The sequence below is a fragment of the Paenibacillus typhae genome, assembly GCF_900099765.1.
In the GTDB taxonomy this organism is placed as follows: domain Bacteria; phylum Bacillota; class Bacilli; order Paenibacillales; family Paenibacillaceae; genus Paenibacillus_AQ; species Paenibacillus_AQ typhae.
The window spans coordinates 133,631-154,688 of record NZ_FNDX01000003.1; the positions used below are offsets into that span (position 1 = coordinate 133,631).

General features: G+C 52.0%; 18 protein-coding genes. 6 read left to right on the plus strand and 12 right to left on the minus strand.

Annotated features, from left to right (window positions below; genetic code table 11):
• Positions 1–28: 28 nt before the first annotated feature.
• From lepA to gpr, 4 genes are all read right to left on the minus strand, one after another.
• Positions 29–1,843 (minus strand): translation elongation factor 4, encoded by a 1,815-nt coding sequence (gene lepA / locus BLR64_RS03955; RefSeq protein WP_090712390.1) that lies wholly within the window; start codon positions 1,841–1,843, stop codon positions 29–31.
• A 203-nt stretch (positions 1,844–2,046) separates the two neighbouring features.
• Entirely contained in the window at positions 2,047–2,520 is a 474-nt protein-coding gene (locus BLR64_RS03960; RefSeq protein WP_090712392.1) for a hypothetical protein, read from the minus strand.
• Positions 2,521–2,537: 17 nt separating this feature from the next.
• A complete protein-coding gene (locus BLR64_RS03965) occupies positions 2,538–3,872 on the minus strand; it encodes a stage II sporulation protein P (RefSeq protein WP_090712394.1) in 1,335 nt (444 codons plus the stop codon).
• Positions 3,873–4,054: 182 nt separating this feature from the next.
• Positions 4,055–5,065 carry a GPR endopeptidase gene (gene gpr, locus BLR64_RS03970; RefSeq protein WP_090712395.1) on the minus strand — a complete coding sequence of 337 codons (1,011 nt, stop codon included), beginning with the start codon at positions 5,063–5,065 and terminating at the stop codon, positions 4,055–4,057.
• Positions 5,066–5,527: 462 nt separating this feature from the next.
• Between gpr and rpsT the strand changes: the two genes are divergently transcribed.
• Complete coding sequence (gene rpsT / locus BLR64_RS03975) at positions 5,528–5,800, plus strand: 30S ribosomal protein S20 (RefSeq protein ID WP_068724824.1); 273 nt, start codon at positions 5,528–5,530, stop codon at positions 5,798–5,800.
• Positions 5,801–5,958: 158 nt separating this feature from the next.
• Here rpsT and holA read toward each other — a convergent pair whose 3' ends face one another.
• The 5 genes from holA to BLR64_RS04000 all read right to left on the minus strand — a co-directional run bounded on the left by holA (position 5,959) and on the right by BLR64_RS04000 (position 10,630).
• Entirely contained in the window at positions 5,959–6,978 is a 1,020-nt protein-coding gene (gene holA, locus BLR64_RS03980; RefSeq protein ID WP_090712397.1) for a DNA polymerase III subunit delta, read from the minus strand.
• Between the two features lie 496 nt (positions 6,979–7,474).
• Positions 7,475–8,722: an anti-sigma factor gene (locus BLR64_RS03985; protein WP_090712398.1), complete on the minus strand. Its 1,248-nt coding sequence runs from the start codon at positions 8,720–8,722 to the stop codon at positions 7,475–7,477.
• Positions 8,719–9,270: an RNA polymerase sigma factor gene (locus BLR64_RS03990; RefSeq protein WP_068724820.1), complete on the minus strand. Its 552-nt coding sequence runs from the start codon at positions 9,268–9,270 to the stop codon at positions 8,719–8,721. The genes BLR64_RS03985 and BLR64_RS03990 overlap by 4 nt, the downstream gene beginning before the upstream one ends.
• A gap of 274 nt (positions 9,271–9,544) precedes the next feature.
• Positions 9,545–9,784, minus strand: a complete 240-nt coding sequence (locus tag BLR64_RS03995; protein WP_090712400.1) for a hypothetical protein — start codon at positions 9,782–9,784, stop codon at positions 9,545–9,547.
• A 204-nt stretch (positions 9,785–9,988) separates the two neighbouring features.
• Positions 9,989–10,630: a bifunctional 2-keto-4-hydroxyglutarate aldolase/2-keto-3-deoxy-6-phosphogluconate aldolase gene (locus BLR64_RS04000; protein WP_090712402.1), complete on the minus strand. Its 642-nt coding sequence runs from the start codon at positions 10,628–10,630 to the stop codon at positions 9,989–9,991.
• A 359-nt stretch (positions 10,631–10,989) separates the two neighbouring features.
• Between BLR64_RS04000 and BLR64_RS04005 the strand changes: the two genes are divergently transcribed.
• Positions 10,990–11,943, plus strand: coding sequence for a sugar kinase (locus BLR64_RS04005; protein WP_090712405.1), 954 nt, complete (start codon positions 10,990–10,992; stop codon positions 11,941–11,943).
• Positions 11,944–12,408: 465 nt separating this feature from the next.
• Here the strand turns inward: BLR64_RS04005 and BLR64_RS04010 are convergent, their stop codons facing one another.
• From BLR64_RS04010 to BLR64_RS04020, 3 genes are all read right to left on the minus strand, one after another.
• A complete protein-coding gene (locus tag BLR64_RS04010) occupies positions 12,409–13,425 on the minus strand; it encodes a LacI family DNA-binding transcriptional regulator (RefSeq protein ID WP_090712407.1) in 1,017 nt (338 codons plus the stop codon).
• Between the two features lie 118 nt (positions 13,426–13,543).
• Positions 13,544–14,695: a hypothetical protein gene (locus tag BLR64_RS04015; RefSeq protein WP_090712409.1), complete on the minus strand. Its 1,152-nt coding sequence runs from the start codon at positions 14,693–14,695 to the stop codon at positions 13,544–13,546.
• Positions 14,692–15,228, minus strand: a complete 537-nt coding sequence (locus BLR64_RS04020; RefSeq protein WP_090712412.1) for an RNA polymerase sigma factor — start codon at positions 15,226–15,228, stop codon at positions 14,692–14,694. Before BLR64_RS04020 ends, BLR64_RS04015 begins: the two co-directional genes overlap by 4 nt.
• Before the next feature lie 237 nt (positions 15,229–15,465).
• On the opposite strand from BLR64_RS04020, the gene BLR64_RS04025 reads away from it, so the two are divergent.
• From BLR64_RS04025 to dpsA, 4 genes are all read left to right on the plus strand, one after another.
• The gene (locus BLR64_RS04025) at positions 15,466–16,455 is read left to right on the plus strand and encodes a LacI family DNA-binding transcriptional regulator (protein WP_090712414.1); all 990 of its coding nucleotides are present in this window, start codon (positions 15,466–15,468) and stop codon (positions 16,453–16,455) included.
• A gap of 35 nt (positions 16,456–16,490) precedes the next feature.
• On the plus strand, positions 16,491–18,221 hold the full coding sequence (locus BLR64_RS04030; protein WP_090712416.1) for an ABC transporter ATP-binding protein: 1,731 nt from the start codon (positions 16,491–16,493) through the stop codon (positions 18,219–18,221).
• The gene (locus BLR64_RS04035) at positions 18,184–19,986 is read left to right on the plus strand and encodes an ABC transporter ATP-binding protein (protein WP_208607127.1); all 1,803 of its coding nucleotides are present in this window, start codon (positions 18,184–18,186) and stop codon (positions 19,984–19,986) included. Before BLR64_RS04030 ends, BLR64_RS04035 begins: the two co-directional genes overlap by 38 nt.
• A gap of 163 nt (positions 19,987–20,149) precedes the next feature.
• Positions 20,150–21,037 carry a dipicolinate synthase subunit DpsA gene (dpsA, locus tag BLR64_RS04040; protein WP_090712420.1) on the plus strand — a complete coding sequence of 296 codons (888 nt, stop codon included), beginning with the start codon at positions 20,150–20,152 and terminating at the stop codon, positions 21,035–21,037.
• Positions 21,038–21,058: the final 21 nt, after the last annotated feature.

Sequence of the window (21,058 nt, forward strand, 5' to 3'; positions counted from 1 at the left end):
ACTCCCCTGCAGGGAGTCCATTACCTCTTTACTCGTCGATCTTCAGAACCGCCATGAACGCTTCCTGCGGCACCTCTACGCTGCCGACCTGCTTCATGCGCTTCTTCCCTTCCTTCTGCTTCTCGAGCAGCTTCCGCTTACGCGAAATGTCACCGCCGTAGCATTTGGCCAGGACGTTCTTGCGCATCGCCTTAACGGTCTCACGGGCCACAACCTTGGTTCCGACCGATGCCTGGATCGGCACCTCGAACATCTGCCGCGGAATAATGCCGCGCAGCTTCTCACAGATAATGCGGCCTCGGTTGTAGGCACGGTCACGGTGGACGATGAACGACAGGGCGTCAACCTGCTCGCCGTTCAGGAGAATATCCATCTTCACCAGGTTGGACTGGCGGTAGCCGGAAATCTCATAGTCGAAGGAAGCATAGCCCTTCGTGCCTGATTTCAGCTGGTCAAAGAAATCATATACGATTTCCGAAAGCGGAATCTGATAAGTGATGGTTACCCGGTTGGAGTCGAGATACTCCATGTTCACGAATTCCCCGCGCTTGTTCTGGCACAGCTCCATTACTGTTCCCACGAAATCGTTCGGAACGATAACTGCAGCTTTGACATAAGGCTCTTCCACATAATCAATGGTTCCGATTTCCGGGTAGTTCGACGGATTGTCAATCTGCATCATTTCGCCGTTAGTCAGCATAATCCGGTAGATAACGCTTGGAGCAGTTGTAATCAGCGGCAGGTTGAACTCACGCTCAATCCGCTCCTGGATAATCTCCATATGCAGCAGTCCAAGGAAGCCGCAGCGGAAGCCGAAGCCGAGCGCGCTGGAGCTCTCCGGCTCAAAGCTGAGCGAGGCATCATTCAGCTGCAGCTTCTCAAGCGCTTCACGCAGATCGTTGTAATCCGAGGTTTCGATCGGATACAGACCGCAGTACACCATCGGGTTGATCTTGCGGTAGCCCGGCAGCGGCTCCGGTGTCGGATTCTTGGCATCCGTTACCGTATCCCCGACACGGGTATCGCCGACATGCTTGATACCGGCAACGATAAAGCCTACATCCCCGATGTTAAGCTCGTCTACAATAGTCATACGCGGCATAAAGGCGCCGACTTCAATAACCTCAAACGTCTTGTCGGTTGCCATCATCCTGATCTTTGAGCCGGCACGGATCTTGCCGTCCATTACGCGGACATAAACGATAACGCCTTTGTACGGATCGTAGTGGGAGTCAAAAATCAGTGCCTTCAGCGGATCTTCTGCATTACCGGTAGGAGCCGGAACCTGCTTAACCACCTGCTCCAGAATCTCTTTGATCCCGATACCCGCTTTGGCCGAAGCAAGCACAGCCTCACTGGCGTCGAGCCCGATGACATCCTCAATCTCCTGCTTCACCCGTTCAGGATCGGCGCTCGGCAGATCAATCTTGTTAATAACCGGCAAAATTTCGAGGTTGTTATCCAGTGCAAGGTATACGTTGGCAAGCGTCTGCGCTTCAATCCCCTGGGCTGCGTCCACTACCAGCAGTGCTCCTTCACAGGCAGCAAGACTGCGTGAGACCTCATAAGTGAAGTCGACATGCCCCGGAGTGTCAATCAGATTCAGCAGATACTCCTCACCGTCATCAGCCTTGTAAGTAAGGCGAACGGCCTGCAGCTTGATGGTGATTCCGCGTTCACGCTCCAAGTCCATCTGATCCAGCACCTGCTCCTGCATTTCACGCGAGCTGAGTGCGCCCGTATATTCAAGAATACGGTCGGCCAGAGTCGATTTACCATGGTCTATATGTGCAATAATCGAGAAATTGCGGATTTGTTGTTGTCTTTTCTGAACGTCAGTCATTCCTTACCCCCACAGACAGCCTTATGTTAATCCACTTATTATAACAGTACGCGCTTCCCCCATCAATCCCGTCAGCCGGGAAAGTAAAGAAAGCGGCGTGCAGAGCCTTTGAACAACTGAGGCGAGACAGGCAAAGATATAAAAAGGCCTCCGGGGAGGCCTTTTCTCGTCATAATGCAATTACGCCGTGCGCATACGGACGTTTATTCCGCCGAATCGAACAGGGAGACGATCCAGCGGATGCTTTTCTGGGAGGCCTGCTGGAGCAGGCCTGCCGTTTTGTCAGCCAGCACATCAATGCCAGGCTGCTGTTCTTCAGGGATCAGAATCTGCTCAGGCGTCAACGTGCTGTAGTCCTGCACCTCCTGCTGCGGCAGACTGCCGCTGCCGGCAGGAGTCTGGACTGCTGCCGGCGGCTGGGCTGCAGGAAGTGCCGTATACGCGCCGGTCACAGGATCAACGACAACCGGCACATATACATAGGCAGGGCTGCTCTGCACAGTACCGGTTGCAGCAGCAGCGGCTTGCCCCGTCTGCTGCATTACAGCTGCTCCGTTCCAGCCGGGAGCGACCGGTGCTGTCCTCGCTGCGCCGCTGCCGCCAAACTGCATGCCAACCAATATGCCGATACCGGCCCATAGGCCGATCACAACCAGTTTTTTGCCGAAACGGGACATCCCGGTTCACTCCTTTATCAGTTCTCAGATTCTGTACTTTTTTCCGGAGCAGCCGCCTTTTCCGCATCATGGCTGTCCCAGTATACATCGGCAATCGCATCAGCCAGCACATCCGCTGTCCGCTTAAGCTCCTCGGCACTGTTGTCGATTCCGCCTACTTCTATTAATACACTGTTGGGAGAAAGAGACTGATTATACTCCCCGTTATTCCCGTTCCCGGAGGATTTACCCCAGATGCCGCGAGAGAGTCCGGGATAATTTTTTTCCAGCAGCTGATGAATGGAATTGGCAAAGGCTTCGTTCTTCTTCCAGTCCTTGTTGGCGTGGCCAAGAATGAAGTACACCTGCGCATAGCTTTTTCCGTTAATGACGGCTGTCGTTTTGCCATGCCGCTGCGAATCACGGTGGATATCAATCAGCTCGGTCATTTCCTGGTTGGCGGCCAGAGCCGCCTTGATGGTGATCCGTGAATATTTATAGGAAAAGTTCCAGTTGTAATCAGGCACTTCTGTTGCATAATCATCCTTGGCATGAACCGTACCGATTCCGCGCTGCTCCAGTCTGTCGGTAATGTAGGAGCCTACCAGCAGCACGTTTTTGGAGGGGGATGCAGAGCTCGGATTGTCACTTTCTGCTCCCAGCAGCGGATTATACGCTTCGCGGGGATGAGAGTGGTAGACCAGTACTCTTTTAATAGAGGTATCTCCTGCTGCACCGTTATCCCGGCCAGCTCCGCTGGTGCCTCCCTGCTCTGCGGAGTTCCCCTTATCCGGCTCTGCAGTCGGCTGAGGCTGCACTTCAGGATCATCCTCAGGCTTATCCGTATCCGGATTAACCGCTGCTCCAGGGTCCGGCTCTGCAGCTCCCGGATCCGGCTGATCCTCCGCGCCGGCCAGCTCGTCCGTCCCCGGATGATAGTCTGCAGGTGCGCCGCCTGTACCGCCCGAGCCTTCACGCAGTAGGAAGGGATCATCGGCTGCAAGTCCGGGCACTTCACGGGACAGAAGGCTCTTGGGGTTGCCGGGGTCTACACTGGTCAGCATGCGGAACACGAATGACGTAACTTTTGGCGTAGAGAAAGCCGACGGCTCTTCGCCTTTCGGCAGATGCGGCACCTCCATGCCCAGCAGCTCCATAAAGAACCCGCTGGACAGGGATGCCGCCAGACCTTTCATGGAAGGAACAGGTGAAGAGTTCAGCTTCGTTCCGGCCAGTCCGCCGGCGCCAAGCAGCATGAAAAAAACAAGGGAACCTCCGGCCAGCAGCAGCATCGTCTTCCCCAGCGACAGAACGTCCAGCAGTTTTCCCCGCAGCCTGCCGATATTCCATAGCTGAAACCATTTTCTGTTCATTATTGTTATGTCCTCCTCCAGCCCTCTGTAATCTCTTATACTTCAAATCTATGAGCGTGGAAGGAGTAGTAGAACCAAGGTAGAGACAAATTAATAGAGCAAAAAACCGCATAAGCGCTGCCGCTCGGGCTTTGCTCATACGGATAATCCGGGCTAGACATCATTTTCATATTAAAAACAGCTCAATGGGTGTATGCGCCGACATTTCCCGGGTCTACCGCATCATGAAGTGCAGCATTCAGGCCGCTGGCTACAATGTTAGCGATCTCTTCAATAAACTCATCAATTTCCTTGGGCGTCACAATGAGGTCGTGCCCGAGCGGTTCCAGCACCTCTTTTACCAGCTGAAGCCGTTCCTGCTCCGAAATATCGTCCAGCATCCCCATAATCTCTTTGGTGTGCGCCCTGCCGTCTCTCATCTGGCCAAAATGATTGCTCATCATCTCCAGCACGTTGTTGACAATTGTTGATGCGTAGCACACTGTAGGCACACCGATGGCAATGCATGGGACACCAAGTATTTCCTTGGTCAGCCCGCGGCGTTTGTTGCCGATACCCGAGCCTGGATGGATGCCGATATCGGCAATCTGGATTGTCGTGTTGATCCGCTCAAGCGAACGGGAGGCCAGCGCATCGATGGCGATGATCAGGTCCGGCTTCGTGCGGTCCACGATTCCCTGAACAACCTCACTGGATTCAATACCGGTTAGTCCAAGCACCCCTGGAGCAATTGCGCTGACGTTGCGGTATCCCGGAGAGACCTGGTCAGGCACAAGCTCATAAAATTGCCGGGTGATCAGCGCATTCTCCACTACCAGCGGTCCCAGCGAATCGGGAGTCACATTCCAGTTGCCCAGACCGACAATCAGCACCGAGGAATCCTTGCCGATCCCGATCCGGCTCAGAAACTGTTCAAATTCACGCGCAAACACGACTGACACCTTCTGCTGGAGCCCCGTATCCCCGCCGCGCAGCGCCGGAACCTCCAGTGTCACGTAGTTACCAAGCGCTCTTCCGATCGCCTGTGAGCCTGCAGCCGTGGCAACGCCAAGCCGTGTAACCTTGATCCCGTCCGCTTCCTCCACTTCTTCATTAACACCGGGAATCGGTGTTTTTTGCAGACCCTGGGCAAGCTCCTTCGCCTCCACCGCCAGGTCTGTGCGTACCGAATACAGCTGAAGATCCAGTTCCATCCTGTTCAGCCTCCTTAAAGTTTTGTGAGCATTCGCTTCCTTTGAGTATCTTCGTACAAAACTCGCTCCGGAAGCATACGCCTAAGTTTTGTGAGCATAAGCTTCCTGGAGTTCCTTCGTACAAAACTCGCTTCGGAAGCATACGCCTAAGTTTTGTGAGCATAAGCTTCCTAGAGTTCCTTCGTACAAAACTCTTTACGGAAGATTATCTTGGTGTCGGTAGTGTGCGAGAGATGCGCTGTGTTTATGCAGGATGACATGGATAAATCGCACAGCCAGGCAAAGTCTGTTCCATTATCGCCGGCAAAACCAGCTGCACAGCTTTTTCATCCGGCCGGTTCCGGGGATCATCCGACGGTTTTCTCTACGCTTTTAGTGTTGCATTTTGCCCCCGGGCGTGCTAAGATATTTTAAGTTGTGAATCATTTGATGATTTCGAATGTCTTCCAGGAGGTGAATGCAATGCCAAATATCAAATCCGCGGTTAAACGCGTCAAGACGATCGAGAAACGTCGTGCTCTGAACGCTTCCCAGAAATCCGCGCTTCGTACAGCTGTGAAAACTGCTGATGTAGCACTGGCTGGATCGGAAGTTGAAACTGCTCAAGCTGCTTTCCAAGCTGCTTCCAAAAAGCTGGACAAGGCCGTAACTAAAGGTCTGGTTCATAAAAATGCGGCTGCCCGCAAAAAATCCCGCTTGGCGAAGAAATTGAACGCTCTTAAGGCTCAGGCCTAATTAGCGACTTTCATAATGAGCACTATAAGAACCTGACCGTTATCCTGCATACGGTTAGGTTTTTTTGTTATATTCCCATAAAAGAGCCTGCCTTATCCGCTGCTTCAGCGTAAAGGCAGGCTCTTTGGGACGGACAGAGGCGGCGCCACCGCCGGGAGCTACGCTCCCAGGCGCAGCATAAACATTTCCAGACCTAGCACCTTGTCAATGGCTCCGGTCTTCATCTGGTAATCCAGATCAGCCAGGCCGCTCAGAATCTGACGCAGCCGCCGGCTGTCGAATTTGCGGGCCTGCTCTCCGGCCAGCTTCACGGCATACGGATGCACACCGATCTGCGAAGCGATCTGGGCCTGGGAGTAGCTGAGGGCTGACAGGTCCTTCACCTGCAGGATGATCCGGAACTGCCGGGCAATCAGCGCGGCAATCTTGATCGGCTCCTCGCGCTGCTTCAGCAGCTCGTAGAGCGTACCCAGCGCCTTGTCGAGGCGCAGGTTCGCAATATCCTCCACCAGCGTGAATACATTCTGCTCCGTACCGCGGTGTACCAGGCTCTCTACCGCTGCTGCATCCACTGTACCGCCGGCTCCGGCGAACAGGGACAGCTTGTCCATCTCTGCAGACAGGCCCTGCAGGCCGGTGCCTGCACTGGCTACCAGTGCCTCGGCAGTCCCCGGCGCTACGGCACAACCGCGGTCCTTGAATCCTTTCTCTACCCAGCGGAGCAGCTCTTCTGCTCCCAGCGGATTAAAGGCCAGCACCGTTCCGGCTGCCTTGGCCGCTTTGACGATCTTTTTGCGCTCATCCAGCTTGTCGTTATTAACCAGAAACACAATTACGCTAAAATCAGCGGGAGCCTGCATATAATCACTTAACAGCTCAACGCGGTGTTCGATCTTGGCATTATCTTTACCCGCAGTAAACAGCGAGTTATCCCTCACCAGCAGCAGCTTGCGCTCCACCATGAACGGAACGGTCTCCGCTTCCTCCACCACCGCTTGGACAGGCGTCTCTGAAAGATCGAAGGGAATTACTGCGAAATCACGGTCCTCTTTGGCGATCAGATGATCCTCCAGGAAGGCCGCAAATTCATTCATCCGGAACTTTTCACTGCCGTAGAGCACATAGAGCGGTGAAATTTTTCCTTGTCTGATGTCCTTGGCCGCCGTTTTGGCATCCATCCTGCCACTTCCTTTTCCATTTCAATTCGGGTGAACCCTCAAATACGTGTACGTAAACGTAAACATTTACGTAACATATACGTCTCTTTAGTTTAACAGAAAACCCGCCCTGTAGGTTGCGCTTAATACATTTTGTACTTACTTGCTTTGTAGAAAATAATAGCAATTTTGTGAATCAGCTATGGCTGCGACTTCGGGGAAAGCTTATACTTCAATCCATTGTTGACTGCTGACTTCTAGATTGTTACCGCCACTCTTGCAACAGCTGCAAAATTCCAGTGCCGGCATCCAGTGTGAAAATGCAAAAACGGAGCAACCTCGGCAGCCAGGGCCAAAGTTGCTCCGTTTCAGCGGCGCATCTATATAAACGGCGGAAGCAAAAGGCTCTAGAAACCCCGCTTCCGTCGGTCATACCGATGGAACTCGCAAATCGTGTAATTCCTGTCCTCTCACCATAGCATATTCGGGGTACCCTCAAAACGTTCCACCGAAGTAATTATTTATTGGCCGGAGCCGTGCTTGCCGGTGCCGGGGTTACAGTCGCCGGACTGCCAGGTGATGCAGACGGCGCCGGAGTAGCCTGACTTGCAGGCGCTGTATATACCTCTGTAACTTCAACACCATCCTGCATTGTTATATAAGTAAATTGCAGGCTGTCCCCTGACCAGGAACCGGATACCCAGGTCCCCTCCAGCGGAAGTGAGGTTACCGCTGTCCTTTCTTCCGGCTGTCCGTCAGCCGGCAGGCTATAGATTACCAGCTGCTGGCCGGCAAGCTCGGCTGCATAACGCCCGTCGGGAGAGCTCCACGAGCCGTGAGACGATACAAGCGCCGGCAGAAGCCCCATAATACCGGCCTCTTGACTTGCCGGAGGCTGCTGCGGCTCCTTCGCTGATGTGTCAGCCGTACCGGCAGGCATATCTGCCGCACTGCTGTTGAAAATCTGGGCATCTGACGCGCTGTTGGTATTGCCGCTTCCGGCTCTGGCATTATCCCTTGGAGCCGGCGTTGCCGCTTGTGTGCTGCGCGCAGCAGGCGTATTCCGCTTGGCGGAAGATGGCTCTGTTGCTGCAGGGGCCGCCGCACCCGATTGTGCTGTAGGCGCAGCTTCCACCGCAGACGGAGCAGCAGTATCCGCCGCCGCACCATCGCTTGCGGCATCTGCACCTTCAGAAGGCTGAATCTCCATCTGATACAGGGATGCATCGCCTGCCTCATCTCCGGCGGCCCCGGTATCCGTATTTTCCGTTGCCATCTTGCTCATTGCTTCATTGCTTCCAGCTGTCTCAGCCGCCTGGTTCAGCGACATTTCCACATCTGCTGAAGGTAAGCGCTCCGGCATATTAAATACGGCAAACAGCAGGATAACCGCAGCAGCAACTGCGCCAATGCCTGTCCGCGTTGCCATGGAAGCTGCTCTTGAGGTTCCTTTGGCCTCTTTGCCGTGAGTACCTTTACGTGTCATCGGTACAACCTTGCTGTCTTGCTCCGGAACTTCTGCATCTGAACCCCGGATACCGGAATCGATCTGCTCAAGCTGCGGCAGGATCGAGTCAACCAGACTAAAAGGAGGCTTAACATCCGGCAGCTGCTCCAGTTGCTCGGAGAGCATGGTCAACCGGTCAAAGACTTCCGCGCAGGAAGGACAATTATCGATATGGCGGTACATCTCCACAGTCTCTTCGGGACTGAGATCATGATCCAAATAGCGGTGCATCCATTCTGTCACCTCCGTACACTTCATCCTGATACACCACCTTTCTGATACTCCTGAAGTCTATTTTGCAGCTGCTGCCTGGCCCGGAACAGGTAAGATTTCACTGTGTTGAGCGGCAGGTCGAGACAGTCTGCAATCTCGTTGTAAGAAAAATCCTGCAAATATCGCAGTACAATCACCGTCCGGTGATGCTCAGGAAGCTGGTCGATGGCCTCGCGGATATCCTCCGCCAGATAACCCGACATCACCTCACGCTCTACATTATGTTTATTATCCTGGAACACCATTTCGTGCTCGTCGATAGACACTGTAGGCTTCGTTCTCCTGAATTTGTCAATACAGATGTTGGTCACGATCCGCTGAACCCATGTTTTGAACTGGGCCTTCTCCTCATAGGAACCGATTTTGGTATACACCCTGATGAGCGCTTCCTGTGATGCATCCAGAGCATCCTGTTCATTATGCAAAATGTAGAAGGCCGTCTTATATACATGTCCTTCAATTTCCCGCAATAGGGTGATTAGAGCGTCGCGATCGCCCGCTTGAGCGGCTCTGATGAGTCCCTGCTCCACCACGAAGGTTCCCCCTCTCTATGCAATCTTACTGACGCGCAAGACTGCGAATTTGTTGCAAGCCTGTAATCAATATTTTAAGGATACCAAACTTTCCATAATACGTCTTGGGCCGCCACCGGTTCCGCTCCGGCGCACGGCCATGACCGTCCATAATCCTTACTAAGCATACAAGGGAAGCGCATATTCTTCAAATACTCTTTTGCAAGAGGTTTATGACAAAAATGAAATCAAACAGGCTGCCCCGTCAGGTGTTATACCCGTAAGACAGCCTGCATCACTTAAACATGATAGTAGCGCACAGCATCAGCACAGCGTAATTGTCTTTGCCATCATCGTCCACTACATACATTTCACCCTGTTCAAAAAGCTGCGGATGGTTATGATTTCTATGCAGTGCATACAGTTTACCGGCAGTTACTCTACAGCCTCTGGCGGATGAAATAATCTGCACGTATTCCGCTTCTTCTTCATTTAAAGTCCGGTACAGCGTCCTATACTTGTCATTCCCGGGCATGACGGGTCCCTCCATCTTCAGGGGCATTCTCAGAGCATCAGCAGACTGGCAGCTGCTTTTTCTGTAAGTATTGCCCGGAAGCCGGGGAAACCATCACGATTTTCATTTAGATGTAGGAAAAATAAAAAAAACTGCCTCACCGTATAAAACGGAGGGCAGTCAATGGGTTATCCTTATATATTCACGGGTGCTGCCATCTAACCTTTAAAGGCCTTTAACCTCTTTGTACTTAGCCACATACTGTGCAGCCAGCTCGGTAATCTGGTCGTAGCGGCCTTCCTTGGCCGGAGCGGTGAGGTTGCCGCCGATACCGACAGCGATACAGCCGTTCGCAATCCATTTACCCATGTTGTTCAGATCCACGCCGCCGGTAGGCATAATGTTGACATGCGGCATAGGGCCTTTGACAGCCTTCACATAATCCGGTCCGAAGGCGCTGCCCGGGAACAGCTTCAGCACATCTACGCCCAGCTTCAGCGCTTCCTTCATTTCATTCAGAGTCATGCAGCCCGGCATGTAAGGAATGCCGTAAAGATTACACATTTTGGCTGTGTCTTCCTCAAATGAAGGACTCACTACAAATTCTGATCCTGCCAGAATGGCAATCCGGGCTGTTAGCGGGTCAAGCACGGTACCGGCACCGATAACCGCGCGGCTGCCGTATTCAGCCACCAGACGCTTGATCGCTACATCCGCATCCGGAGTTGTAAAAGTAACCTCAATATTGGTCAGTCCGCCCTCGATACAGGCAGCCGACATCTTGAATGCATCATCAGCGTTGTCAGCACGGATAACTGCCACTACACCGACAGAGGTAAGGTTTTGCAATACTTTTATTTTCTTCATGATTTACTTCCTCTCACTATAACGTAGTATGAAAACAGGACATAATAAAAAAAAAGAATATTAATTTAGATAAACTTTTTTATCCCATTTACTAACCTTCTTACGAAACCTTCTATGGAAATAGTAATAATAATCGTGCTAACAGTCAATACGTTTTTTTACCGCAAGAGAAAACTCTGTCTTTTAAATGCAAAAACCCTTGATTTATCAAGGTTTTTTATTCGGACACATTTTTGTGCTGAAAATTCACGCAACAGGATGAGCATTGTCTTATTGTACAAAACCGATTTATGTGATAATTTCAAATTACTAATCATTATACAGGGAGTCTCCGGATTACCCTGGGGAGGAATTTAACGATGAGCAAACAACTTAGTGCTGTCACTTTTGGCGAGCCGATGGCAATGTTTTATGCAAATGAAGCAGGGCCGCTGCATGAGGTTACCTCATTCTCGAAGGCGCTGGCCGGAGCAGAAAGCAATGTGGCAACCGGACTGTCACGTCTCGAACACACAACCGGTTATGTAACCAAGCTCGGTGAAGACAACTTCGGGCAGTTCATAGCGATGGCCCTGAACAAAGAAAATATTGATACAGACAGCATTACTTATACCAAGGAAGCTCCTACCGGAATGCTGATCAAGTCCAAGGTGCTTACCGGAGATCCCAAGGTTGAATATTTCCGCAAAAATTCCGCAGCCTCCAAACTGAGCCTTGCTGACTTTGATGAAGCCTATTTCGCTTCCGCCGGCCATCTGCATGTGACCAGCATCTCTTCAGCGCTATCGAAGACCTGTCATGAGTTCTCACTGCACGCCATGGAATTTATGAAAAAGAGCGGCAAAACCGTCTCCCTCGATCCGAACCTGCGCCCGACCCTCTGGCCTGACAAGGAGACAATGGTAGCTACAATCAATGATCTTGCTACCCGCTGCGACTGGTTCCTGCCGGGCCTTGGCGAAGGTAAAATTTTGACCGGCCTTGAAACTCCGGAGGAAATTGCTGCTTACTATCTGGAACGCGGCGTATCCCTCGTTGTAATCAAGCTGGGTCCCGAAGGCGCTTACTACAAAACCGCTGCCGGAGAAGAAGGCTACGTAAACGGCTTTAAGGTAGAAGAGGTAGTAGATACAGTAGGTGCCGGAGACGGATTCGCCGTCGGCGTAATCAGCGCCATGCTGGAAAAGCTCCCCGTAGCCGAAGCCGTACGCCGCGGTAATGCCATCGGCGCACTGGCCGTTATGTCTCCAGGAGACATGGACGGCCTGCCGACCCGCGATAAGCTGGAGAGCTTCATGAGCGCCGGCGTGTAAAGGTTACTGCCGGCTGTACGCAGAGTATCAAATATACAGCAATCATTCTTCTACCAAAAGAGGAGTGCCCCTCGGCTTATGCCGGGAGCACTCCTCTTTTTTCTTACAGCTTATGCAGCAGTACTTTGGTGGCAGGACGGCCGCAGTTAGTGGGATTTTCCCCTTTATTCACCCGCCAACTGACCATATACAGCTCAGTTAGTGGGATTTTTCCTTTAATCCAGCTAAACTACTCGGCCTCTGCACTCCCGCAGAGTTCTCCAGGCATGTAACCCATTCAAGCTACTCTAATCCAGCAAACTTCCGAATCGCAATCGACATAAACTCAAATAAGAGGGAAGCCGAGCTTCCCTCCATAAGCAACTTCTAAACTTGTCCAAAACAAACTTCGGCACAGGCAGTACAGCTGGAAAATTCAGGCCCAAGCAGGCACTAAGAGAATAAACCGTTTTACTCCAAACTCCGTTACACCGGAGGCCGTACAGACTGCCCCTGCTGGAGCGCAGGCGGAAAGCGGTATGTAATCGGAACCGCAGCATCCTGATCCTCGATCAGAGAGAGCATAATCTTCGCCGCCTGCATACCCATCTCATAGGCCGGCTGGCGGATCGTCGTGATCGCCGGGTTGTAGATCAGTGCAAACTCGGCATCGTCGATCCCGATAACGGACAGGCGGCCGGGAATATCAACCGAATGGCGGTTCGCATATTTCAGGATTTCGCCCAGCACAAGGTCGTTGGCAGCTACCAGCGCCGTCGGCGGCTGCGGCCCGTTCAGCAGCTCATCCAGCGCAGCAGAGATCTGCTCTCTGGGCACGCTGCACATATAACGCTCATTCAGCGGCAGGCCCGCCTCCTCCATCGCCTTCTTGTAGCCGCTCATCCGCTCCTTGCGCGGGGTAATCGCGTTCTCCCCAAGCGGCAGCGACAGGATGGCAATGGCCTCATGACCGTTGCGGGTAAGCTCCTTCACCGCTGTCTTGACGGCCATTTCATTGTCCAGCAGCAGGCTCTGGGTCGTTACCCCCTCAACCAGCCGGTCCATGAATACCAGCGGATACTCCGCCTCAATCAGCCGGGTATACGCCGAGGACTGGTGCCCGGTCGGGAAAATAATCAGCCCGTCCACCTGCCGAGCCACCAGCGTCTCCACATACGTATTTTCCTTATCCGCGTTCTCGTCGGCATTGCAGATGATAACCTGAATGCCGCGGCGCTGCAGCTCATTTTCAATTGCCCGGATACACTGGATCGATAGCGAGTAGTCAATATTGGCGACAATGATCCCGACCATATGCGTGCGGTTCTGCTTCAGGCTGCGGGCCAGGCCGTTCGGCTGATAATTCAGCTCCTCGATTACGTCGGCAATCCGGTTCTTGGTCGCTTCACTCATGTATTTAAACCGTTTATTCAAAAATTGTGAGACTGTGCTTTTAGAAACTCCCGCCTTCTGGGCCACATCCTCAATCGTCAGTTTTTTCATCTCTTCCGCTCCACTCCGCATTAAAAAAGCCATACCTTTGATATTATCAAAAGTATAGCTTTTTTTTAGTAAATTATCCAGATGAAATGAACTAAATTTATTGATTACTGTAGAGGAACTAACTCCCCGTTTGGTATTCCTGGGGCTGATAGTCGAGATACCACTGCTGGCCAGTTAAGAGTACAACTTCCGCTGCATATTTCTTTCCATTGAACTCATAATGGGCAACTCCAGCCCCCTGCCGAACAGTATAAACATTTTGGCTAAAAAGAATGACAGACGGTTTTTCTTTATTCTCTATTAATACTTCCTTCTTGAGGAGCTGGCTTTTTCCGCCGGCAATATCATAGAGCTTGCTCTTCTGTATATACCCGCCTTTTCCATCCCCCGTATAATTAACTACCAATAACTCCTCCCTGTCCGGATTAATAGCCATAAAGGATCTGTAAACAGTAAACGAAGCATCTAAATTCAATATCTCCTCCGGAGCAGATACCTTGCCTGCAGCCGCTTCTTTAAGATTTATTTTGGAAAGTTTCCACTTCCGAAGCTCCAGTTCGTCTCCGAGCCTGTGGGAATAGTGTGCTACTAGAAGATAATCTCCTGCACTATAAAATTGCCCCAGACCAAAATAAGTCTGTGCACTCCCTACATACAATGGAAAAGTATATATTCTTTTTGCGGAATCCGCCGAGAGTTCCACATGTCCCTTAGGAGTCAGGTACAGTGAATAGGGTTCCGTATTGCGTGTGTATTTCGGCTTGAGGTAATCCGTCATCTGCGGCGGCGGTGACCAGACAATCCCCAGCGGTGTTTCCAGTACCTGCGCGTAAGTCTTATCCACGTTGGACGGCAGCGGCATATAATATTTCAAACCGCCCAGCTCAAATTCGGCTGATCCCTGTGGCGGATTGTAAGCCTCGGCTGCGGTGGCCGGCGTTGCAGAAGGAGAGGCAGACGGCGGTACCGCTGCAGCATTCTTTTCGCCAAAAAAGGAGCTTATCTGGGCTGTGTAACCCTCTCTCCCCCCGTCCGCCAGCGGCCACAGCAGCACACCAAGCAGCAGCACTGCCGTCACTCCAGCAATACCTATACGTCTGCGCAAAACAAATCTTCCTGCCCCGTTACGGCGCTCAGCAGCAAGCTCGATCCGGGCCATCAGCTGCGGGGTGAACCCGTCTTCCGCGAACGGGCCGCGTCCGGCCTCACGGTACCATTCAGGCTTCTCTGTCCCTGCTTTTCCCGCATTTTCCACCTGTCTGTGTTTCATCGCTCATCCTCCTCCAGCGCTTTTCTCATCTTCTCCCTGGCCCGGGACAGCCGGGATTTAACGGTTCCTTCCGCTACTCCGAGCAGGGCCGCCATTTCCGCGGTGGACAATCCCTGCTGAATCTCCAGCACCAGCACCTCCCGGTGCTTATCGGGCAGCTCCATAATCAGCTCCCAAATGCGGTTAACATACTGCTTGCTCAGCGCTTCTTTTTCGGCAGACCACGCTTGTCCTGGAGCCTGGCCTTTCCCCAGCGGAATGAACCGGTGCCAGAAGCTGTTCCGTCTCCAGCTGAACGCAGTGTTACGGGTAATCGTCAGCAGCCAGGTCTTCAAGGTGGCGCTTCCCCGGTATTTGGCGATATTGCGGTGTGCCTTCAGGAATACCTCCTGGCTGATGTCATTCGCCTGCTCCCGGCTGCCGGTCAAAAAATACGCATAATTCCATACATCCCGCCCGTAAGTCTCCATCATTTCCCGCAGCGTCATGGACGGTGCATAGGCTACGGCATACGGTAATTCTTCACTGTGCATATTCTCTCTCACCTCTTTGGTCAATAAGACTCTGCAGACTGCAATTGGTTCCCTCAATCTTCCAAAAATGAGTTTCAGCTCTTAAACGACGAAAAAATGATGTATTTTAACTTAAAATAATCTATTTTTTACGTGAATTTTATCGTTTCCTTGCGTTGTATCCCGTGTAATACAGGAATATAATAACAGTAATCAGGCATAAGCTGCTGTGTTGTACAGCAACAACGGGGGATTATTATGAAAAGCAAAAAGGTAACACTGACCCAGATCGCCACAGCACTCGGGCTGTCTCCGGTATCAGTCAGCAGAGCGCTGGCGGATCAGGGCGGCATCAGCGATGAAATGAAAGCCAAAATTGTGGAAAAAGCAGCGGAGATGGGCTATATCCGGCCCCGCAAGGCAGCTCCTCCCAAAATCCTGGTGCTGCACCAGAAGCCCTATCAGCATGACAACAGTAACTTCAGCTATAAGGTCCAGGGCATTGAAAAGGCACTGCAGCAGGCCGACACGGATTACAGCATTGAATTTGTCGATAAGGAGCACCAGAACAGACTGGCCCTGCCCTACCGTTTAAGTAAAGGCTACAAGTTCGACGGGGTTATTTTTATCGGCAGATTTAACAGTGACTATATTTCCTTTATTCATGAGCAGATTCCGGTGCTGATTCTGTATGTCGGGTACTCACCGGCCTATGATTACGACAGTGTCTGGTTCAGCTTCCTGCATGCCGGCTACAAGCAGTGCCAATATCTGATCGGACGCGGACACCGCGCAATCGGCTTCGCAGGGAATCTTAGCGCTTACCGCAACAAGGAAAAGAAAACAGGCATCACCTCCGCGCTGGAGGAGCATGGCCTGCCGGCTGACGGGGCGCTTTTTATGGAGCGTGATGAGGCACTTGGGAGCAGGCTGTCCGGACTGATTGCCGGCGGAGGACTTCCGACCGCTTTTATCTGTGAACATGACTTCACGGCTGTAGAGCTGATCCGTCTCTTGCAGGAGCGCGGAATTAAGGTTCCGCAGGACGTGTCCATTCTCAGCAGCGGCAACACGGAAATATCTGCCCTTTCCACACCTCCGCTTACTACGATGGATCTGAATATCGACTATTCCTGCCAGAGAGTGGTAGCCACGCTGCTCAGCCGGATTGCCGATCCGCAGAAGCCTGCGGAAAATATTGCTGTACTTAGCACTTTTGTGGAAAGAGAATCCGTAAGGAGCATCTGAGACAGGCAGGTGTATTTTCAAAAGGTGGGATGTCAATGAAATCCTCTATATTGCTGCGTTTTTTCAAAGCCCGCAGGACGGATTATCTGATCGGTTTTTCTTTTATGTTCGCCGCCTCCTTTATTCAGACGCTTTTTCCTAAAGTGCTGGGCCACGCAGTCGATTTAATGAAGGTCAGCGGCTTTGACACCCGGCAGGTGCAGCTTCAGGTGCTGTGGATGGTGCTGATTGCCGCCGGCGTATTCACCTGCACTTTTTTATGGAGAAATATCATTATCAAGAGCGCGCGCAACCTCGAATGTTACCTGCGTGAAGAGCTGGTCCGGCACTACCTGAAGCTCTCCCCCTCTTTTTATAACAGCCGCAAGACAGGCGACCTGATCGCTTATGCCATCAATGACATCTCTGCGGTACGGATGACGTTCGGTCCGGCTACGGCGATGTCATTCAACGGCATTGTGATCTGCTGCTCCTCCATTTACTTCATGTTCGCTACGGTCGATCCCCGTCTTACCCTGGCTACGCTTGCCCCTTTGCCTTTTATCATTGTGATTATGCTGTTCAGCAGCCGTAAGGTTCAGACCCGGTTCAGAATTGTCCAGCAGCAGTTCGGCGCAGTGTCCGGCAAGGTTCAGGAAAATATCTCCGGTATCCGTGTTATCAAAGCCTATGTGCAGGAGCGTTCGGAAATGGAGCGCTTCAGCGGGCTGAGCAGCAGGATGAAACAGGCCAATCTGGATCTGATCCGTGTCTCTGCTGCGCTTCCGGCGATGATCGAATTCGGGTTTGCGGTCTGTTTTGTCATTAATCTGGTGTACGGCAGCCGGCTGGTCATGCGCGGGGTTATCAGTGTCGGGGATTTCGTCGCTTTTAACGGGTATTTGAGCCTGATCATCAGCCCCATTGTGTCCATCGGTAAAATCGTTACTACCATTCAGCGCGGCATTGCCTCTCTGGGCAGATTGTATGAGGTACTGCGGGTGGAGCCTGATATTAAGGATACACCGCAGGCGGTAGAGGTTCAGCCTGAAGGAGAAGTCCGGCTTCGTAATCTGACCTTCTGTTACGATGGCTCGGATACGCCTGCCCTGCGCAACCTTTCGCTCAGCCTTCCCAAGGGACACAGCCTGGGCATCATCGGCCGCACCGGCTCCGGCAAAAGTACACTCGCCTCGCTGCTCTTCCGCTTCTATAATGTAGAGCCCGGGCAGATCAGCCTGGACGGCAGGGATATCAACGATTACAGGGTTGAGACGCTGCGCGGAGGAATGGGGTATGTGCCGCAGGACAGCTTTGTTTTTGCCGCTACAGTTAAGGATAATATCGCCTTTTTCAAAGACGGCTACAGTGAGGCTGAGGTCCGGCAGGCGGCTGAGTCTGCACTGATCGCTGACAGCATCAGCGAATTTCCGGACGGCTATGATACGCTTCTAGGGGAACGCGGCGTCAATCTGTCAGGCGGACAAAAGCAGCGGCTGGCCATCGCCCGCGCCCTGATCAGTGATCCGGCCATTCTGATTCTGGATGATGCATTGTCCGCGGTGGATAGCGTTACGGAAGGACAGATTCTGGCGAACCTCCGGCAGGTCCGTGCAGGCAAAACCAATATTCTAATCTCGCACCGCATCTCGTCGATTAAAGAAGCAGATGAGATTATCGTGCTCGATAAAGGGGTTATCGCCGAACGCGGGACGCATGAACAGCTGCTTACGAAAGGAGGCCTGTACTTTGATATCTACACGGAACAGCATGAAGACGGCCATTAGTCCGCGCCCCAAAAAATCTGGGTCCGGCGCAGTAAAGCTGCTGCTGCGGTTATCCGCCCCTTATACCTTTCAGCTTATCCTGGCCTGCGTCTGCGTCGTTATTGTTAATGCCGCGTTTCTGGTCCAGCCGCTGCTGCTGCAGCGGGTCATTGACCATTTTCTGATCGGCGGTGCGGCAGAGCATGGACTTGACTCTATTCTTGGTCTGGCCTTGCTGTATCTGCTTGTGACGGCGGCGGGCTCCGGCTTTGCCTACCTGCAGGCGCTGATTGTCGGTAAGGTCGGCCAGAGCCTGATCCATGATCTGCGGGTCCGGGTGTTCGGGATTATCGAGCGGCTGCCGCTGTCGTTTCTGGACCGGACCTCGTCCGGCCGGCTCATTACCCGGGCGACGAATGACACCGCTGAGGTCAGCGACCTGTATACCGATGTCATCATTTCACTGGTCAAGGATGTCCTGCTCCTGATCGGCATTATCTACGCCATGCTGATGCTTAGCCCGCAGCTTACGCTAGTTTCTTTTACCGTTATTCCGGTGATCGTGTTCCTGGTCTGGTTTATCAAAAACAAAATCAAAAAGAACTTTTTCCATATGAAGCATTACATCGGCCAGATCAACGGCTTTATCGCCGAGAGCGTTGCCGGGATGCGGGTCATTCAGATCTTCCGCGCGGAAAAAGAGAAGGAGGAGCAGTTCCTTAAGCTGAACGGGGATTACTTCCGGACCACGCTGATCCAGGTGCGGCTCAACAGTATTCTGAAGCCGGCATCGGATATGTTCCAGAGTCTGGCGATCGCCATTCTCGTCTGGTTCAGCATCGGCCAGATCTCCGGCGGCATGCTGCAGATCGGTGTGCTGTATGCGTTCACGACCTATATCCGGCAGTTTTTTGCCCCTATCTCTGATCTGGCAGACAAATATACCTCCATTCAATCTGCGCTGGTATCTACGGAGCGCATTGATGAGCTGATCCGCGAGGAGGAACGGCTGGAGCAGCCGGAGAGCGGCATCGCTGTGGAGCGGCTGGACGGTACCATAGAGTTCCGCCATGTCTGGTTTGCCTACAAGGATACTGACTGGGTGCTTAAGGACGTGAGCTTTGTGATCCGCAAAGGGCAGACGGCAGCCTTTATCGGCGAGACCGGCGCGGGCAAAACGACCATTATCAGTCTGATCAACGGCTTTTACCAGGTGCAAAAGGGAGAAATTCTTATCGACGGCGTCAATGTGAACGATATCCGGCTGGATGATCTGCGGCGGAACATTTCGGTCGTGCTGCAGGATGTCTTCCTGTTTTCCGGCACGATCCGCGAGAACATCACCTTGGGTGATGAGATTACCGAAGGTACAGTGCAGGAAGCGCTCCGGGCCTCCTGTGCCATCGAGTTCGTACAGGATTATCCCGCCGGAATCAACGAACCGGTCACGGAGCGGGGTGCAACCTTGTCTGCAGGCCAGCGGCAGCTGATCTCCTTCGCCCGGGCGATTGCCCATGATCCGGCGATCTTCGTGCTGGATGAAGCTACCGCGAACATCGATACCCGCACGGAAAAGCTGATCCAGCAGGCCATCGACAATGTGGCCCGCGGGCGCACCACGCTGATCATCGCCCACCGGCTGTCCACCATCGCCGGAGCCGACCTGATTATCGCGATGAAGAACGGGCGGGTGGCCGAGTCCGGCCCGCCCCGCAGGCTGCTCGAGCGGGAGGGCTATTATGCCCGGCTGCTGAGGGAGAGCCGGGCGCATGTGGCGGGTTCTTAATTCCCCGAGCAGCGAAAGTAACTTATGTTGTCGAATTGTTGCTATTAAAATAAAAGACTTGCTATCTGCATAATAAGAATTTATTATTTTTTCCATAAAAGGTATAAAAGAGGCTTATTCTATAAAGTGGTTTCTATTATTTACTCGACTGGACGTGATATTTGTGCTATCTGACAAAAAAATAATTGTAATTGGAGGTGACGGGCGTCAGAAGGAGGTCATCCGTATATTAACTGAACAAAATGCAAACCTTACACTGGTTGGATTTGATTCTTATGACAAAGTGCATCATACGGTAAAATCAAAGCTAACCCCCCCTATTTTTAATAATGCTGATGCGGTAATTCTGCCTGTAAACGGAACGAATAACGGTGGTTTGATCGAATCCAGCTACACTTCTGAAACACTTGTATTACTTGAAGAACACATTCAAGGTGTTCGAGACTCCTGCAAAATTTTCACGGGAACGGCGACAGAATACCTGAAGTCTCTGTGCTATAAACATCATATCGAGCTAGTAGAACTATTATCGAAAGACGAAATTGCCATTTATAATTCGATTTCTACAGCTGAAGGCGCTATTATGTTAGCCATCCAAAACACTGAAATTACTATTCATAATTCCGTATGTATGGTCCTTGGATTGGGAAGGGTAGGAACAACTTTAGCCAATAAACTGAAAAATCTAGGAGCAAAGGTGAAGATTGGTGTACGGGAATCCAGTCTTTTTGCGCGCGCTTGGGAAATGGGTTTAGAGCCTTTTTATATACCGGACTTATACTCCCAAGTGTCCGATACTAATGTAATTTTCAACACAATTGAATACGAGTTATTAACTAAATCTATTCTTTCAAATCTTAAGGCTGATACGCTTATTATTGATTTGGCATCTAAACCAGGCGGTACTGATTTTATTCTTGCTGAAAAGCTTGGTATAAAAGCGCTTCTTGCGTCTGGTTTGCCTGGAAGGGTTGCCCCAAAAACCTCTGGTCAAATAATTGCCCAGGCTATCCTCAAGGAATGCTCTCCCTTGAAGAACGGCTCCATTTGACGTATCCCATTCCATTTGCAG

Coding starts and splice junctions, on each gene's coding strand:
- BLR64_RS04030 (WP_090712416.1), top strand. CDS start 16,491: ATGAAATCCTCTATATTGCTGCGTTTTTTCAAAGCCCGCAGGACGGAT.
- BLR64_RS03960 (WP_090712392.1), bottom strand. CDS start 2,520: ATGTCCCGTTTCGGCAAAAAACTGGTTGTGATCGGCCTATGGGCCGGT.
- rpsT (WP_068724824.1), top strand. CDS start 5,528: ATGCCAAATATCAAATCCGCGGTTAAACGCGTCAAGACGATCGAGAAA.
- BLR64_RS03985 (WP_090712398.1), bottom strand. CDS start 8,722: ATGAAGTGTACGGAGGTGACAGAATGGATGCACCGCTATTTGGATCAT.
- BLR64_RS04015 (WP_090712409.1), bottom strand. CDS start 14,695: ATGAAACACAGACAGGTGGAAAATGCGGGAAAAGCAGGGACAGAGAAG.
- gpr (WP_090712395.1), bottom strand. CDS start 5,065: ATGGAACTGGATCTTCAGCTGTATTCGGTACGCACAGACCTGGCGGTG.
- BLR64_RS04025 (WP_090712414.1), top strand. CDS start 15,466: ATGAAAAGCAAAAAGGTAACACTGACCCAGATCGCCACAGCACTCGGG.
- lepA (WP_090712390.1), bottom strand. CDS start 1,843: ATGACTGACGTTCAGAAAAGACAACAACAAATCCGCAATTTCTCGATT.
- BLR64_RS03995 (WP_090712400.1), bottom strand. CDS start 9,784: ATGCCCGGGAATGACAAGTATAGGACGCTGTACCGGACTTTAAATGAA.
- BLR64_RS04000 (WP_090712402.1), bottom strand. CDS start 10,630: ATGAAGAAAATAAAAGTATTGCAAAACCTTACCTCTGTCGGTGTAGTG.
- BLR64_RS04020 (WP_090712412.1), bottom strand. CDS start 15,228: ATGCACAGTGAAGAATTACCGTATGCCGTAGCCTATGCACCGTCCATG.
- BLR64_RS04005 (WP_090712405.1), top strand. CDS start 10,990: ATGAGCAAACAACTTAGTGCTGTCACTTTTGGCGAGCCGATGGCAATG.
- holA (WP_090712397.1), bottom strand. CDS start 6,978: ATGGATGCCAAAACGGCGGCCAAGGACATCAGACAAGGAAAAATTTCA.
- BLR64_RS03965 (WP_090712394.1), bottom strand. CDS start 3,872: ATGAACAGAAAATGGTTTCAGCTATGGAATATCGGCAGGCTGCGGGGA.
- BLR64_RS04010 (WP_090712407.1), bottom strand. CDS start 13,425: ATGAAAAAACTGACGATTGAGGATGTGGCCCAGAAGGCGGGAGTTTCT.